The following is a 14,686-nucleotide window of genomic DNA, read 5'->3' as shown; positions in this document are numbered from 1 at the left end:
TACACGCTGGAGTCACGCATGACGGCACAGTCCTCCGGAAGCCGCATCGACACGAGCAGGGCCCATCCGGCGCGTGTCTACGACTGGCTGCTGGGCGGCAAGGACAACTATCCGGTCGACAGGGAAGTCGCGGAGAAGCTGCCACCGGAGTCGCGCCTCAGCGCCGTGCGCAACCGGGCGTTCATGCACCGCGCGGCGGCCTGGCTGGCCGGAAACGGCATCGACCAGTTCCTCGACATCGGCACGGGCATACCGACCAAGCCGAACCTGCACCAGATCGTGCAGTCCATCGTGCCGTCGGCGCGGGTCGCGTACGCCGACAACGACCCCATCGTGCTGCGGCACGCGCAGGCCTTGCTGGTCAGCACCCTCGAGGGGGCGACCGACTACATCGAGGCGGACGTCCGTCAGCCCCAGGTCATTCTCGACCACGCGCGTACGTTCCTGGACTTCACCCGGCCCGTCGCGCTGTCGATGGTCGCCCTGATGCACTTCATCACCGACGATGAGGACCCCTACGGCCTGGCGCGGACCGTCATCGACGCCCTGCCCTCGGGAAGTTACTTCGTGCTCTCCCACGGCACCACCGATGAGCACCCGCACCTCGCGAAGACGGTGAAGAACACGTACCGGAAGGGCGAGATCCCCTTGCGGATGCGTACACGGGCCGAGGTCGAACCGTTCTTCGAGGGCCTGGAGCTGGTGGATCCGGGTCTGGTGACGTCGACGCGGTGGTACAAGGACTCGCCCGCGCCCGAGAAGGAGCTGAGCGGCTTCTACGTCGGGGTCGCTCGCGTGCCCTAAAGGCCCATGCGGCGCGCGTACTCCGCGAGGCCGTCGGCCGTGTCGCCCGCCCACCCCACGTAGCCGTCGGGCCGGACGAGGTGTACGCCCGTGCCGTACGCCTCGCACGCCGGGATGCGGACGGTGGGGACGCCGAGCGCGGGGAGTTCGGTGTCCGTGCCGACCGTGAGCAGCGTCCAGTGGGGCCCGCGGAAGGTGTCGAAGAGTCGGATGCCGTCCGCCGTTCCGTCCGGCGCCCGGTCGCCCGCGCGCACCGGGCCCGCGGTCGTGCGGGTGTCCACCGCGAGCGACGATTCGCGGTAGTCCAGGCCGAGTTGGCGGGTCGCCTCGCCGCGGCGGATCTCGCCGCGGTGGACGCCCGTCGAGATGCCGAGCATGTGCGCGGCGACCGGGCGGCGCTCCTCCTCGTACGTCTCGACGAGGGACTCCGGGGCGCCGTCGCGCAGGACCGCGCCCAGCTTCCACCCCAGGTTGTACGCGTCCTGGACGCTGGTGTTCAGCCCTTGCCCCCCGGCCGGCGAGTGGACGTGCGCGGCGTCCCCGGCCAGGAGGACGCGCCCTGCACGGAAGCGGTCGGCGAGCGCGGCCCTTGGCCGGAAGTCCGAGGCCCAGAGCAGCTCGGTCACGTCCTCGGGCGCCAGGTGGGAGCGCGCGGCGACCACCTTGCGGATGCCGTCGAGTGAGAGGTCGGGCACGGCTGACTCGGGGAACTGCGCGGACACCTGGAAGTCCTCGGTGCCGGCGAGCGGGCAGATCGCGAGGAATCCGTCGCCTCCCTCGCGGGGCGGGAAGACATGCCAGTTGTCGCGGTCGAGGACGGTGATGCGTACGTCCGCCACGAGCATCGGATGCGGGTCGACGGTCTCGCCGGTCATGGCGATGCCCAGCGCGCGGCGCACGGTCGAGCGGCCGCCGTCGGCGGCCACGGCGTACCGGGCGCGGACCGCGCCTCCGGCGGCGAAGACCGCGGTCACCGTGTCCGCGTCCTGTTCCACCGCCACCAGCTCACGGCCGAACTCCACCCGGCCGCCGAGCTCCGTGAGCCGCTCGGACAGGATCTGCTGCGTGCGCCACTGCGGCACCATCCACGGCTCGGTGTACGGGGAGTCGTCGCTCGCCTCCGCCGGGTCGAACATCCTGTGCTCGCCGACCCGCGCGCCGTCCTGCCAGATCATCCCGACGGGGTAGGGGCCGCCCGCGGCGTGGATCGCGTCCAGCACGCCGAGATCGTGGAAGACCTCCCTCGTGCGGGGCTGGATCCCCTTGCCTCGCGACCCGGGGAAGAGCGCGTCCGCCCGCTCGACGACCAGGGCGTCGACCCCGCGCCGGGCCAGGTCGACAGCCAGGGCCAGGCCGGTGGGCCCGGCGCCGACGACGAGGACCTCGGTGTGTGTGATCGCGTCTGTGTGTGTGATCGCGTCTGTACGGGTGTCCATGGCCAGCTCCTTAACGCCGTTAAGTTCCATGCTTCGCAGCATGCGCTTAACGGCGTTAAACTGTCAAGCGTGGCTACCCGGAGATCCCCCAAGCTGGACAAGACGCAGGTCGTCGACACCGCACTGCGCCTGCTCAACGACGTCGGCCTCGACGGCCTCACGCTCCGCGCCATCGCCAAGGAGCTGAACGTTCAGGCGCCCGCGCTCTACTGGCACTTCAAGAACAAGCAGGAGCTGCTGGACGAGATGGCGACGGAGATGTACCGCCGCATGACCGCCGACGACCCGCTCACGCCCGACGCCACCTGGCGGGAGCGCCTGGTGACGGCGAACCGCGGTCTGCGCACCGCGCTCCTGAGCCACCGCGACGGCGCCAAGGTCTTCAGCGGCTCACGCTTCACCGGCACACTGCACGCGGTGGAGATGGAAAGGACGCTGCGGCTGTTCACCGACGCCGGATTCACGCTCGCCCAGGCGGTGCGCGCCACCACGACCGCGTACGTGTACACGCTCGGCTTCGTCACCGAGGAACAGGGCGTCCGACCTCTGCCGGGCGAGCGCCGCGAGGGGTACGACATCGACGAACGCGCCCGCCGGATGGCCGACTTCCCGCTGTCGGCCGCGGCGGGCGCGGAGATCTTCGAGGACTACGAGCAGCACTTCGAGGACGGTCTCGCCCTGGTGATCGCGGGGATCGAAGCGCGCTACGGGACGGGCTGAGCCGCTGCTGCCGGGGAGGGCTCAGAAGCGCGTCGACGCACCCGACTGGTTGGTGAGGTTGTCGTTGGACATCCAGCCCGACGTGTTCGTTCCCGCCACCCGGGCGTAGGTCCAGTTGTGGCCGTACGCGTTGACGACCGAGCAGTGGTACCAGAGCTTCGAGCCGTTCTCGGCCAGCGCGACGGAGGAGCACGTCTGGTAGGGCCCGGTCACGATGTGGTAGCTGCCGGACATGTAGCCGTACGTGCCCGGGTTCGGGTCGCGGTGGGTCCAGCCGCTGCAACTCTTCGACACCGAGCTCGGCTTGGACGTGGGAGGGGCCGGGGCCCGTCCGGCAGCGGCTCCGTCACGATCGCCGCCAGCGTCGACCACACCGACGTACGGCGGAACGGCGACGTGCCCTCGACCGCCGCGTACAGCGTCATGCCGAGCGACCAGATGTCCGATGCCGGGCCCGGCTCCTTGCCCTGCGCGCGCTTAGCGGGAGGCGCAGGCCGCCGCCCGTATCCGCCACAGTGGATGCCGCCGCGCCCGATCATCGAGGTGACGCGGTAACGCCCCCGAGTACCTTGCCGATCAGCTCGCCACCGTTCGTTTCCCCCGACGTCACCGCACGCTCCGTTCCATGACTGTTCGTCAATTCCAGTACCTGGAACGTATAAGAGCAGGGGAACGAGGACAACGCGGAACGCGCGGCCGCCTGTTGGGATCAGGTGCCCGGCTTGCGGCCGTAGACGTAGACGTCGTCGCCCGTCTTCAGCAGGGACCAGAACTTCTTCGCGGTGGTGCTGGTCATGTTGACGCAGCCGTGCGAGCCGGGCGGGTTCCACATGCTCACGCCGACCGAGTGGAAGGCCTGGCCGCCGTCGAAGAACTGGCTGTACGGCATGGGCACGTTGTAGATGCTCGACACGTGGTCGATGTGCCGCCAGTAGATCTTCTTCAGGCCGGTGCGGGTCTCGTAGCCGTTACGACCGGTGCGGACCGGCACCGGCCCGTAGACGAGCTTCTTGCCGTCCTGGATCCAGCTGAGCTGCAGCGTCAGGTTCACACAGGCGATGCGCCCCTTGTTGACGGGGCATTTGCCCGCCTTGTTGGGATTGCTGCCGACGGCCTTCTGCTTGTTCATGAGGTCCATGACGCCCCACGTGACAGGCCCCGCGTAGCCGATGTTCGGGGTGATCCCGTGCTTGTTCTGGAAAGCCTGGACGGCCTTGCAGTCGGCGGCGGACTGCTTTCCGTCGACCGGCCGGCCGAGGAACCCCTCCACCTGCTTCTGATAGGGACCGGTCGAGGTCGTGCAGCTCGCGGCCTGCGCGGGCGCGGCGCCCAGTGCGAGTGTCAGCGGTGCGACGAGTCCGGTGATCCCCAGTGCGACGGCTCCCCGTCTGCGTACGTCCCCCATGGTCGGCCTTTCCTTGCAGGGCGCTCGATGCGCTCGAAGCGTTCTCTGCCAGGTAGACCGGTCACGGGTCGCTCAGGTTGCACGGGTGCTCGGGCTGGGACCTGATGGTGACCATTCCGAGGCCTGCGCCAGCCATCGCGCCCGTCCTGCGCCCGTCCTGCGCTAGTGAGGAGTATGTGGGGCGCGGGTGGTCGTGGGTGTGGCGGACCACTGGAGCAGGAAGCGCAGTGCCTCGTGGGACGGGGAGTCGGGTGGGGCGGTGTAGGCGACGAGGAACTGCTCGGGGTGGGTGTCCACGGTGAACTGCTGGACGTCGAGAGTGAGACTCCCCGCCACCGGGTGGACGTAGGTCTTGGTGAGCCGGCGAGGCCCGCGTACCTGGTGGCCGGCCCACCAGGTACGGAAGTCGGGGTCGCGGACGCTGAGCTCACCGACCAGGGCGGCCAGCGCCGGGTCGTGGGGGGTGCGGCCGGTCTCCATGCGCAGGACAGCGACGCACTCGCGGGCGGCGCGGGGCCAATCCGCATACAGATCACGGAAGTTCGCGTCGAGGAAGGTCAGCCGGATCAGGTTGCGCTCGGCCGGGGCGAGGGCGCCGAAGTCGGTGAGCAGCGCGACGGCAGCGGAGTTCCAGGCCAGCACGTCCATGCCGCGGTGCAGCACCATGGCGGGCACGTTCTCCATGGTGTCGAGGAGTTGCCGCAGCTCCGGTGCGACCTCCGGGCGGCCGAGCCGGCGCGCGGGTGTGGCGGGGGCGGCGTCGGCGAGCGTGAAGAGGTAGGAACGCTCGTCCGGAACGAGTTGAAGCGCGTCGGCGAGGGCGTCGAGGACGGGACGGGACACCCGGCGGGTGCGCCCCTGTTCAAGACGGACGACGTAGTCGATGCTCACGTGCGCGAGCTGGGCCAGCTCCTCCCGGCGCAGCCCCGGCACGCGGCGCAGGCGGCCGTCGTCCGGGAAGCCCGCCCGCTGCGGGTCGAGGCCGGCGCGGCGGGAGCGCAGGAAGTCGCCCAGCTCATTGCCGCCGGCCGGAGTGTTCGCGGATGCCATCCCTCCAGTGTCCTCGCGGGCACGGCCGCGTGCCTGGTACTGGCGCGCATAGGCAGGGCCCTCCCTGGCACCCCGTGGCGGGCGAGCCGATGGTGGTGACGTGGCCAGGGGAAGCCGGCGCCCACCGGGCCCGCCGCCCAATCCCCCGCGAGGCCCCTCCCCATCGACGCACGACTGGAGTGAACCACCATGCGCATCGACGTCACCTTCCCCAGCGGCGGCCTGACGCTCGCAGGCCACCTCTACACCCCGGACGGCGTGGACGGCGTGGACGCCGCCCCGGGACCGGCGGTCGTCGTCGGCCATCCCGGCAGCGGCGTCAAGGAACAGGCCGCGGGGCTGTACGCGCGGCGCCTCGCCGACCGGGGTTTCATCGCCCTCGCCTTCGACGCCGCCTACCAGGGCGAGAGTGCGGGCGAGCCGCGCGGCCTGGAGGACCCGGGCCAACGCGTCGAGGATCTCAAGGCGGCCGTCTCGTTCCTGACCACCCGGAACGAGGTCGCCCCGGAACGCATCGGGGTGCTGGGGATCTGTGCCTCCGGCGGCTACACGCTCTCGGCCGCCGCGACCGACCACCGCATCAGGGCCGTCGGCACGGTCAGCGCCGTCGACATCTCCCGCCAGTTCCGCCTCGGCGCGGACGGCAGCCAGGACCCGGCCGTCTTCCAGGGCATGCTCGACGCGGCGGCGCAGGCCCGCAGCGCCGAGGCGCGCGGCGAAGGGGTCCAGCGCTTCGGCCTCTTCCCGGCCACCGAGGAGGAGGCCCGCCAGGCAGGACCGCACGTGTTCGAGGGCTGGGATTACTACTGCACTCCGCGCGCGCGGCATCCCCGGTCCGCCAAGGCGCTGACCTGGAGCAGCGTCGACCGCATCGCGGGCTTCGACGCCTTCGTGCGCGTCGACCTGATCGCGCCGCGTCCCCTGATGATGATCGTCGGGCGGGAGGCGGTGACCTCCTGGATGAGTGTGCACGCGTTCCAGCACGCGCGCGGCCCAAAGGAACTCGTATGGATCGACGGCGCGGTACACGTCGACCTGTACGACAAGGACGAGTACGTGACGCCCGCGGTGGCCCGGCTGACGGATTTCTTCCGCAGCCACCTGACACCCGCTCGCGAGGACGACAGGCTCGCGTCGGCGGTCTAGACGCGCGTGGCGTGATGCGGCGCGGCGTGGCTGCGCGCCGGGGCGGGGCGGGGCGGGGCGGGGTCAGCTGGGAGCGATGGCCGCCTCGGCCGCCGCCTTGATCCGGGCCCCGAAGGCGTCGGCGTCCTTACGGGCGGCGGAGAGCGCCAGACCGACGAGGAGCTTGCCCACGCCGTGGCCTTCCAGCACGTTGAAGATGCGGACCTGGGTCCCGCCGTCGGGCAGCCCCTCCAGGTCGTAGCCGCCCTCACGTGCCATCACACTGTTCTTCGACACCTCGGCCCACCGGATCTTCACGGGGGCGTCGAGGTCGGTGATGCGGAACTCCCTCGCGGACCTCATCCCGGCGTCCTTGACGGTGCTCCGGAAGACGGTGCCCACGTTGGTCGGGGTGTCGGGTACACGCTCGATCTTCAGCACCCGCGGACTGAACTGCGGATCGTTGCGACCGTCGGCGAGGTACTCGAAGACCTCGTCGACGGGCCGTGCGACCACGAACGTCGCTTCGAACTGTCCTGACATGGGCACTCCCGCCTTGTCGTAGCAGCACCGCGACCCTATGTGACGGCCGAGTGTCCCGCACGGCGGCCGGGTCGAGGCAGGCGCAGAGCCGCACACACCCAGAGTGACCAGCGGTAGGGCGTCAGCAGGCGCCGACCCACTCCTCGTCGCCGTCCGAGAAGAACTGGTGCTTCCAGATCGGCACCTCGTGCTTGAGGTCCTCGACCAGGCGGGCGCAGGCGGCGAAGGCCTCCGCGCGGTGCGGACAGGAGACCGCCGCTATCACCGCGACGTCACCGATCTCCAGACGGCCCGTTCTGTGGACGGCGGCGAGGGCGCTGACCGGGAAGTCGGCGGCGACCTTCTCGGCCACCCGGCGCAACTCTCCCCCGGCGCCGGGGTGGGCGCTGTACTCGAGGGCGTCCACCGACCTGCCCCCGTCGTGGTTGCGCACCGTACCGATGAAGACGGCGGTACCTCCGGCGGTGTCATCGCCCACCGCCTCGTACACCTCGTCCAGGGAGAGCGGGGTGTCGCGCAGCGCGAGCAGTTGAATGGGAGGGCCGGAGGGGGCTGGAGTGTGCGGCATGGTTCGATCCCGAGGTGGTGGGTGTGGTGTGTGCGGGACGCAGGAAATCCCGCCTGGGCGTGGCGAGTTGGGGTGGGTCAGCCGCCCGCGAACGGGGGCAGTACCTCGACCGTTCCCCCTTGGGCGAGGTGGACCGAGGCGTGGTCGCGTCCGCCGACCGGACGGCCGTCCACGAGGAACGAGCAGTACCCGAGCACCCGCGCCAACCCCGGACGTTCGTCATGCCGGGACCGGACGTGCTCCAGCGCCTCGGCGAGTGTCGTCGCGCGGTAGGGCTCCTCCGCCGTACCGGCCGCGGCCTTGGCCGCCGCCCAGTAGCGGATGGTGCCGGCGGGCGTCGCCGCAGCGGTGCCCTCTGTCGTCGCGGTCACCGTCCCGGCACCTCCCACACCTCCGCGGTGGCTCCGGCGGGCACACCCCCGGGCGGGACGACTGCGAAACCGTCGGCACATGCCAGCCCGCGCAGCATGGCGGGGCCGTCGAACGGGAGCGGCGCCACTTCGTGGCCCGTGCGTCGCACCGGCAGCAACCGGGTGTCCCGCGGGTGCCCCGGCAAGCCGGCGGTGGCGCGAATCCGCCGCGGTTCCGCGTCCGCGTGCCCGCCGAGACGTCGCAGCAGTGGCGCGGCCAGCGTCATCGTGCCGGCGACGGCGGCGAGCGGGTTGCCGGGCAGGCCGACCAGCCGGCGGGCCCGGCCGTCGGCGGTGGGCGGCAGCTCGGCGAGCAGCATGGGGTGTCCGGGCCGTACGGCGACGGAGTCGACCGGCAGATGGGCGCCCGCCTCTTCGAGAGTGGCGTGCAGGAAGTCCACCGGTCCTGCGGCGGTGCTGCCGGTGGTGACGACGACATCGGCGGCCGAATCGCGTACGGCCTCCCGAAGCGATCCCAGGTCGTCCGCCACCAGGCGGCGGCTGATCACGTCGGCGCCGCAGCTCCGCAGCCACGGCGACAGCATGGGGCCGAGCGCGTCGCGGACCCGCCCGTGCCGGGGCAGGCCGGACTCCAGCAACTCGTCTCCGAGGACAAGGAGTTCGACGGTCGGGCGGCGGTGTACGGCGAGCCGGTCGTACCCGGCCGCCGCCGCGAGGCCCAGCACGGCCGGGGTCACCGTGCTGCCGGCCGGGATCAGCGCTTCGCCCGCGTGGCACTCCTGGCCACGCGGCCGGATGTCGCGGCCCGCAGCCACCGAGCCGGGCCCGGTGGAGCACTCGCGCAGCGTCCCGCCCCCGGCATCGAACTCCCCATGTTCCCTGCGCAGTACGGCCGTTGCGCCCGTCGGCAGCCGGGCGCCGGTGGCGATGGGAACGGCGGTGCCGTAGTCGCTGAGCGGCGCCGCCCGGTCGCCGGCGAGGACGGCGGCGCCGCCCACCAGCCAGGGTCCCGGTCCGGCCACGGCCCAGCCGTCCATCGCGGACGTGTCGAACGGCGGCAGATCGGTGAGCGCCGTCAGCGCTTCGGCCAGAGCGTGACCGAGCGCGTCCGTCAAGGATCGGGGGACGACCGGCAGCGGCTGTCCGCCGCAGTCTCTTGCCACCTGCCGGGCCTGTTCCCAGGGCATGTGGGTGTCTGCCGCCACTTGCGCTCTCCCCGAGCCGCGCCGGGCGGGCGTGGCTGTCGCGGTCATGCGGTGCCCGCGCTGTTCTCGGTCCCGGTCGCCCAGCGTTCGGCCGACGCCGTCAGCTTGCGGTTCGCGACGTCAAGGTCGACGTCGAGTTCGGACTTGACGTCCTCGATCCAACTTCGCATCCAGCTCACCTTCGTTCTTGTCTGCCTCTTGCCTGCCGCTCGTCAGCCGCTTGTCCGCCGCCTGTCCGCCTCGGAGGCTCTTGGGGTGGGGCCCGTCAGCCGCCGATGGCCGACATCGGGCGTTCCGGGCGGCGGAACTCCGGGCTGTTGATCTCGTGGCCGGGGCCCTTCCCGCCGACCGAGGTCCGCCACGCCGCCTCCACCGTCGCGTCGTCGGCGCCACCTCTCAGCAGCGCCCGAAGGTCGGATTCCTCGGTGGCGAAGAGGCAGTTGCGCAGCTGCCCGTCCGCCGTCAGCCGCACGCGGTCGCACGTACCGCAGAACGGACGGGTGACACTGGCGATGACACCCACCAGAGCCTCCGTGCCGGCGATCCGCCACTCCTCGGCGGGCGCGTTGTCCTGCCGCCCGACCGGCACGAGTTCGAAGTGCTCGCCGAGCCGGTCGAGGACCTCCGCGGCGGTGACCATCCGGTCCCGGTCCCAGGCACCCTGCGCATCGAGCGGCATCGATTCGATGAACCGCATCTGGTAGCCATGCTCCGCCGCGAACGCCGTCAGATGGACGATCTCGTCGTCGTTGACACCCCGCACCGGCACCGCGTTGATCTTCACCGGGTTCAGGCCTGCGTCACGGGCGGCCGAGAGCCCGGCCAGTACGTCCTTGATCCGGTCGCGCCGGGTGATCTCCGCGAACCGGTCCGGGCGGAGTGTGTCCAGGCTGACGTTGACCCGGCTGAGCCCGGCATCGCGCAGGGCGACCGCGCTGCGCGCCAGGCCGATGCCGTTGGTGGTGATCGACAGTTCCGGCGCCGGGTTCAGGCCGGACAGGCGGGCCACCAGACCGGGCAGGCCACGGCGCAGCAGCGGCTCACCTCCGGTCAGCCGGACTTCGGTGATCCCCAGGCGCTCGGTGCCGATGCGCACGAGGCGTACGACCTCGTCGTCGGTCAGCACTTCGGCACGGGGCAGCCAGTTCAGCCCCTCGGCCGGCATGCAGTACGCGCACCGCAGGTTGCAGCGGTCGGTCAGCGAGACCCGCAGGTCCGTGTGGACCCGGCCGAAGCGGTCCACGAGGGGCGACGGAACGGCGGGAAGGCGCTCCGCGCGGTGGCGCCGGGACCGACCGGTCCCGGTCGGCTCGTCGCGGTGATCAAGCACGGTTGCGCCCTCCCATGAAATATCAGCCGGGGTTGGTGAAACATTAGAGACCAAAGTTCGCGAATTATCCAGAGGTCGGAATCCGAAGCCTTTCCCCACTTCAGCTTTCCTCGCTCGTCACTTCAGCTTTCCTCGCTCGTCGATCATCATGGAAAAGTCTCCCCAAGAAGTCAAAGAGGGACTCTCGATGGCATGATCGGTCAGGGCTATCGGGCCTCGGAGCCCAGGCAGGACAAGGGCAGGAGCCTTGATAAGCGGTACCTATCAGGTGATCGGAAATGCCTCTTTGACGCGCCCACCGGATTGCAGGAAGCTTCTCTCGCGGTGGTGACACGTAAACGTAACCGGCGCAACACAATCGGCGCGCACAGATAAACCGCGTAAAAGTGAACACGGAGAACAGGCCGCCGTTTCCCGGGGACCCGTCCACCCAGGTGCATGGAAGAAAGAGGCAGACCAGATCATGAGCCGCAGCATCGAGGACCCGATCGATGACCTGACCGTCACGCCCCCCAAGACCTGGGCGACGGGCCTCCCCGCCGTGACGCACGCGCTGGAGTATTCCCTCAGCCAGACGTCACCGCGCCGCACCATGCTGACGCTGCTGAACATCAACCAGGCCAAGGGCATCGACTGCCCCGGCTGTGCCTGGCCGGAGCCCGCGCCGGGCAAGCGGCACATGAACGAGTACTGCGAGAACGGCGCCAAGCACATCAATGACGAGGCCACCTCGCGCCGCGTCACCCGCGACTTCTTCCGCGAGCACTCGATCGCCGAGCTGGACTCCAAGTCCGACTACTGGCTCAATCAGCAGGGCCGGCTGACCGAGCCGATGGTCAAGCGGCCCGGCGCGACCCACTACGAGCCGATCGGCTGGGACGAGGCGTTCGGCATCCTCGCCAAGGAGCTCAAGCAGCTCACCTCCCCCGACGAGGCCCTGTTCTACGTCTCGGGGCGCCTCAACAACGAGGCCGCATTCCTCCTCCAGCTCTTCGCCCGCGCCTACGGCACCAACAACCTGCCTGACTGCTCCAACATGTGCCACGAGTCCAGCGGCTCCGCGATGTCGGAGACCCTGGGCATCGGCAAGGGCACGGTCTCGCTCGACGACCTGGAGAACTCCGACCTGGTCTTCGTCGTGGGCCAGAACCCGGGCACCAACCACCCGCGCATGCTGTCCTCCCTGGAGGAGACCAAGCGCAACGGCGGCAAGATCGTCGCCGTCAACACGCTTCCCGAGGCCGGCCTGCTCCGCTTCAAGCACCCGCAGCGCCCGCGCGGCATCGTCGGCAAGGGCACACAGATCGCCGACCAGTTCCTGCACATCAGGGCCGGCGGCGACCTCGCCCTGTTCCAGGCCCTGAACCTGCTGCTCCTGGAGGCCGAGGACGCCAACCCCGGCACGGTGATCGACCACGCCTTCATCGGGAAGAACACCATCGGCTTCGAGGCCTTCGAGAAGCACGCGCGCCAGGTCACGTGGGAGCACATCTACGACGCGACCGGCCTGTCCCGCGAGGAGATCGACGAGGTCTTCGAGCGCGTCCTGAACGCCAAGTCGGTCATCGTGTGCTGGGCGATGGGCCTCACCCAGCACAAGCACGGCGTCCCCTCCATCCGCGAAGTCATCAACTTCCTCATGCTGCGCGGCAACATAGGCAAGCCCGGTGCGGGCGCGTGCCCGGTGCGCGGCCACAGCAACGTGCAGGGCGACCGCACGATGGGCGTGTGGGAGCGGATGCCGCAGAAGTTCCTGGACTCCCTGGGCCAGGAGTTCGGCTTCACGCCGCCCAGCCACCACGGCCTGGACGCCGTCGACGGCATCCGTGCCATGTACGAGAAGCGCGCCAGGTTCTTCCTCGGCGTCGCCGGCAACTTCGTACGGGCCACCCCCGACAGCGAGGTGACCGAGCAGGCGATGCGCAACTGCAGCCTGACGGCCCACGTCTCGACGAAGCTCAACCGCTCCCACACGGTGTGCGGTGAGACCGCCCTGATCCTGCCCACGCTGGGCCGCAGCGACAAGGACTTCCAGGCCTCCGGCGAGCAGTTCATCACCGTCGAGGACTCGATGAGCGACGTGCACGCCTCCCGCGGCAAGCTGCCGCCGGCCTCCCCCCACCTACTCAGCGAGGTCGCCATCATCAGCCGCATGGCCCTCGCGACCGTCGGCGACAGGTACGGCATCCCGTGGCAGGGCTTCGAGGACGACTACGGCACCGTCCGCGACCGGATCTCCCGCGTCATCCCGGGCTTCGAGGACTTCAACGCGCGTGTGACCGAGCCGGGCGGCTTCAACCTGCCCAACCCGGCCAACCGCGGCGTCTTCAACACCCCCAGTGGAAAGGCCGTGTTCACGCAGAACGAGTTCACGATGCCGCACGTGCCGAAGGGTCACCTGCTGCTCCAGACGCTGCGCTCGCACGACCAGTGGAACACCATCTGGTACGCCCCCAACGACCGCTACCGCGGCATCCACAACGCCCGCCGTGTCGTGATGGTGAACCCCACTGACCTCAAGCTGCTCGGCATCGAGGACGGCGACATGGTCGACCTGGTCAGCGTCTGGCACGACGAGCGGGAGCGCCGCGCCGAGAACTTCAAGGTCGTCGCCTACCCGGCCAGCCCCGGCTCCGCCGCGGCCTACTACCCCGAGACGAACGTCCTGGTACCGCTGGACAGCGTCGCCGACATCAGCAACTGCCCCACCTCCAAGGGAGTTGTAGTGCGTCTGGAGCCCGTCGGCACCCCGAGCTGACCCAACACCCGGCACTCCCAGGACAGTTCGGGGGTGCGGATCCCTCGGAGCGCTCGCCGCGACGGCGGGCCGACGCGTCGACTCACTGACGCACTGACGCACCGTGTTCAGTCAGAAAGGTACGTTCCTGCATGCCCGCATCTCGCGCCGTCCGCGGCTGGCTTCCGGCGGCGGCCGCGGTGTTCGCCGCCGGGTGGGGCGCGAACCAGTTCACTCCGCTCGCGGTGGTGTACCGGACCCAGGAGCACTGGCCTCCCGTCCCGGTCGCCGCGATGTTCACCACCTATCTTCTGGGGCTGCTCCCCGGTCTGCTGGTCGGCGGCGCGGCCGCGGACAGGTTCGGCCGCTGCCTCACGGTCCGGCCCGCCCTGGCCCTGTCCGCCGCCGCGAGCGCCCTGCTGGCGGCGGCTCCGGTGAGCCCTGCCGCCGTCTACGTGAGCCGGCCGGTCACCGGATTCGCGGCGGGTGTCGTCCTGACCGCGGGCACCATATGGCTCCGGGAACTGTCCGCCGGGGCATCGGGCCCGGATGCCGGCGACCGGCGCGCGACGTACGCCACCGGTGGTGGGTTCGCGGCGGGCGCGGTGACGGCGGGCGCTTTCGCCGAGTGGCTGCCGCATCCGATGGTGCTGCCCGGCCTCGCCCACTGTCTGCTGGCCCTGCTGGTGCTGGGCGCGACCCGCCGCGTACCGGAGACGGTGCCGGCACCCGGTGCCGCCCCGGGGACGTACCGCTTCGTGGACCTGCACCGGGCCGTCGTCAGGAACCGGCGCTTCCTGTGGGTCGTGCTTCCCGCGAGCCCGGCGGTGTTCGGCGCCGCGACCGTCGCGTACGTCGTGCTGCCGCCGCTGGTGGCCGACCGGGTTCCCGGATACGCGCCGCTCTTCAGCGGTCTCGTGACGGCGCTGACGCTCACGGCGGGCATCGCCGTCCGCCCCCTGGCCGTCCGGCTGGACCATGCGCACAGCGCGCGGGCCACTCTGGCCGCCATGGTCACGGTGATCGGCGGACTCGCGGTGGGCGCGATCGCCGCGCACCGGAACTCCGCAGGTCTCGTGATGGCCGCGGCGGCCCTTCTCGGCGCCGGATACGGCCTCACCCTGGCGGCGGGCCTGATGGAGATCGAACGGCTCATGCCACCGAGAGCACACCCCTCGACAGCGGTCCTCTATCAGGGCGCCACCTACAGCGGCTTCCTCACACCGCTTCTGCTCGCCCTGACGGCGGACGCGGGCACCGCCCCCTACCCGGCGCTCCTGGCGGGCATGGCGGCCGTGGGTCTGCTGTGCCTGGCTGTCACAGCTGGGTACAGCCGCCGGAGTCTTCCCTGAGTGCGCGGCCGCAGGACGGGGCCCGCCACGAGTCATATCG

15 protein-coding genes are annotated in these 14,686 nt (G+C 70.6%); 5 read left to right on the top strand and 10 right to left on the bottom strand.

Annotated elements, in window-relative coordinates; genetic code table 11:
- The first annotated feature begins 18 nt into the window (after positions 1 to 18).
- Positions 19 to 804: an SAM-dependent methyltransferase gene (locus tag AC07EJ_RS00590; protein ID WP_389486325.1), complete on the top strand. Its 786-nt coding sequence runs from the start codon at positions 19 to 21 to the stop codon at positions 802 to 804.
- Here AC07EJ_RS00590 and AC07EJ_RS00585 read toward each other — a convergent pair.
- On the bottom strand, positions 801 to 2,270 hold the full coding sequence (locus AC07EJ_RS00585; protein WP_478883420.1) for an FAD-dependent oxidoreductase: 1,470 nt from the start codon (positions 2,268 to 2,270) through the stop codon (positions 801 to 803). The two genes, AC07EJ_RS00590 and AC07EJ_RS00585, sit on opposite strands and share 4 nt — an antisense overlap.
- A 39-nt stretch (positions 2,271 to 2,309) precedes the next feature.
- On the opposite strand from AC07EJ_RS00585, the gene AC07EJ_RS00580 reads away from it, so the two are divergent.
- A complete protein-coding gene (locus tag AC07EJ_RS00580) occupies positions 2,310 to 2,960 on the top strand; it encodes a TetR/AcrR family transcriptional regulator (RefSeq protein ID WP_389486329.1) in 651 nt (216 codons plus the stop codon).
- Positions 2,961 to 2,981: 21 nt separating this feature from the next.
- Here AC07EJ_RS00580 and AC07EJ_RS00575 read toward each other — a convergent pair whose 3' ends face one another.
- The 3 genes from AC07EJ_RS00575 to AC07EJ_RS00565 all read right to left on the bottom strand — a co-directional run bounded on the left by AC07EJ_RS00575 (position 2,982) and on the right by AC07EJ_RS00565 (position 5,415).
- Positions 2,982 to 3,254: a hypothetical protein gene (locus AC07EJ_RS00575; RefSeq protein ID WP_389486331.1), complete on the bottom strand. Its 273-nt coding sequence runs from the start codon at positions 3,252 to 3,254 to the stop codon at positions 2,982 to 2,984.
- A gap of 415 nt (positions 3,255 to 3,669) precedes the next feature.
- Positions 3,670 to 4,365, bottom strand: coding sequence for a L,D-transpeptidase family protein (locus AC07EJ_RS00570; protein WP_389486333.1), 696 nt, complete (start codon positions 4,363 to 4,365; stop codon positions 3,670 to 3,672).
- A 162-nt stretch (positions 4,366 to 4,527) separates the two neighbouring features.
- Positions 4,528 to 5,415, bottom strand: a complete 888-nt coding sequence (locus AC07EJ_RS00565; RefSeq protein ID WP_389486335.1) for a helix-turn-helix transcriptional regulator — start codon at positions 5,413 to 5,415, stop codon at positions 4,528 to 4,530.
- Between the two features lie 189 nt (positions 5,416 to 5,604).
- On the opposite strand from AC07EJ_RS00565, the gene AC07EJ_RS00560 reads away from it, so the two are divergent.
- A complete protein-coding gene (locus AC07EJ_RS00560; RefSeq protein ID WP_389486337.1) occupies positions 5,605 to 6,561 on the top strand; it encodes an alpha/beta hydrolase in 957 nt (318 codons plus the stop codon).
- A gap of 63 nt (positions 6,562 to 6,624) precedes the next feature.
- Here AC07EJ_RS00560 and AC07EJ_RS00555 read toward each other — a convergent pair whose 3' ends face one another.
- The 6 genes from AC07EJ_RS00555 to moaA form a co-directional block, all read right to left on the bottom strand.
- On the bottom strand, positions 6,625 to 7,083 hold the full coding sequence (locus AC07EJ_RS00555) for an SRPBCC family protein (RefSeq protein ID WP_389486339.1): 459 nt from the start codon (positions 7,081 to 7,083) through the stop codon (positions 6,625 to 6,627).
- A gap of 121 nt (positions 7,084 to 7,204) precedes the next feature.
- Positions 7,205 to 7,651, bottom strand: a complete 447-nt coding sequence (locus tag AC07EJ_RS00550) for a molybdenum cofactor biosynthesis protein MoaE (RefSeq protein WP_478883419.1) — start codon at positions 7,649 to 7,651, stop codon at positions 7,205 to 7,207.
- Between the two features lie 77 nt (positions 7,652 to 7,728).
- Entirely contained in the window at positions 7,729 to 8,022 is a 294-nt protein-coding gene (locus AC07EJ_RS00545; RefSeq protein ID WP_393581421.1) for a MoaD/ThiS family protein, read from the bottom strand.
- Entirely contained in the window at positions 8,019 to 9,209 is a 1,191-nt protein-coding gene (locus AC07EJ_RS00540) for a molybdopterin molybdotransferase MoeA (protein WP_478883657.1), read from the bottom strand. The genes AC07EJ_RS00545 and AC07EJ_RS00540 overlap by 4 nt, the downstream gene beginning before the upstream one ends.
- 62 nt (positions 9,210 to 9,271) lie before the next feature.
- Entirely contained in the window at positions 9,272 to 9,397 is a 126-nt protein-coding gene (locus AC07EJ_RS00535; RefSeq protein WP_389486344.1) for a hypothetical protein, read from the bottom strand.
- A gap of 95 nt (positions 9,398 to 9,492) precedes the next feature.
- Positions 9,493 to 10,470 (bottom strand): GTP 3',8-cyclase MoaA, encoded by a 978-nt coding sequence (gene moaA / locus AC07EJ_RS00530; protein ID WP_389486466.1) that lies wholly within the window; start codon positions 10,468 to 10,470, stop codon positions 9,493 to 9,495.
- 550 nt (positions 10,471 to 11,020) lie between these two features.
- On the opposite strand from moaA, the gene AC07EJ_RS00525 reads away from it, so the two are divergent.
- On the top strand, positions 11,021 to 13,315 hold the full coding sequence (locus AC07EJ_RS00525; RefSeq protein ID WP_478883418.1) for an FdhF/YdeP family oxidoreductase: 2,295 nt from the start codon (positions 11,021 to 11,023) through the stop codon (positions 13,313 to 13,315).
- Positions 13,316 to 13,446: 131 nt separating this feature from the next.
- Positions 13,447 to 14,646 (top strand): MFS transporter, encoded by a 1,200-nt coding sequence (locus AC07EJ_RS00520; RefSeq protein WP_389486348.1) that lies wholly within the window; start codon positions 13,447 to 13,449, stop codon positions 14,644 to 14,646.
- The last annotated feature ends 40 nt before the right edge of the window (positions 14,647 to 14,686 follow it).

This window comes from Streptomyces sp. NPDC045026 (assembly GCF_056432625.1).
The sequence above is the reverse complement of the archived record's forward strand: the minus strand, read 5'-3'. Positions and strand labels throughout refer to the sequence as shown.

Bases quoted from the DNA above. Each gene is read 5' to 3' on its own strand.
- AC07EJ_RS00590 (WP_389486325.1), top strand. From the start codon at position 19: ATGACGGCACAGTCCTCCGGAAGCCGCATCGACACGAGCAGGGCCCAT.
- AC07EJ_RS00585 (WP_478883420.1), bottom strand. From the start codon at position 2,270: ATGGAACTTAACGGCGTTAAGGAGCTGGCCATGGACACCCGTACAGAC.
- AC07EJ_RS00570 (WP_389486333.1), bottom strand. From the start codon at position 4,365: ATGGGGGACGTACGCAGACGGGGAGCCGTCGCACTGGGGATCACCGGA.
- AC07EJ_RS00565 (WP_389486335.1), bottom strand. From the start codon at position 5,415: ATGGCATCCGCGAACACTCCGGCCGGCGGCAATGAGCTGGGCGACTTC.
- AC07EJ_RS00560 (WP_389486337.1), top strand. From the start codon at position 5,605: ATGCGCATCGACGTCACCTTCCCCAGCGGCGGCCTGACGCTCGCAGGC.
- AC07EJ_RS00555 (WP_389486339.1), bottom strand. From the start codon at position 7,083: ATGTCAGGACAGTTCGAAGCGACGTTCGTGGTCGCACGGCCCGTCGAC.
- AC07EJ_RS00550 (WP_478883419.1), bottom strand. From the start codon at position 7,651: ATGCCGCACACTCCAGCCCCCTCCGGCCCTCCCATTCAACTGCTCGCG.
- AC07EJ_RS00540 (WP_478883657.1), bottom strand. From the start codon at position 9,209: ATGCCCTGGGAACAGGCCCGGCAGGTGGCAAGAGACTGCGGCGGACAG.
- AC07EJ_RS00535 (WP_389486344.1), bottom strand. From the start codon at position 9,397: ATGCGAAGTTGGATCGAGGACGTCAAGTCCGAACTCGACGTCGACCTT.
- AC07EJ_RS00525 (WP_478883418.1), top strand. From the start codon at position 11,021: ATGAGCCGCAGCATCGAGGACCCGATCGATGACCTGACCGTCACGCCC.
- AC07EJ_RS00520 (WP_389486348.1), top strand. From the start codon at position 13,447: ATGCCCGCATCTCGCGCCGTCCGCGGCTGGCTTCCGGCGGCGGCCGCG.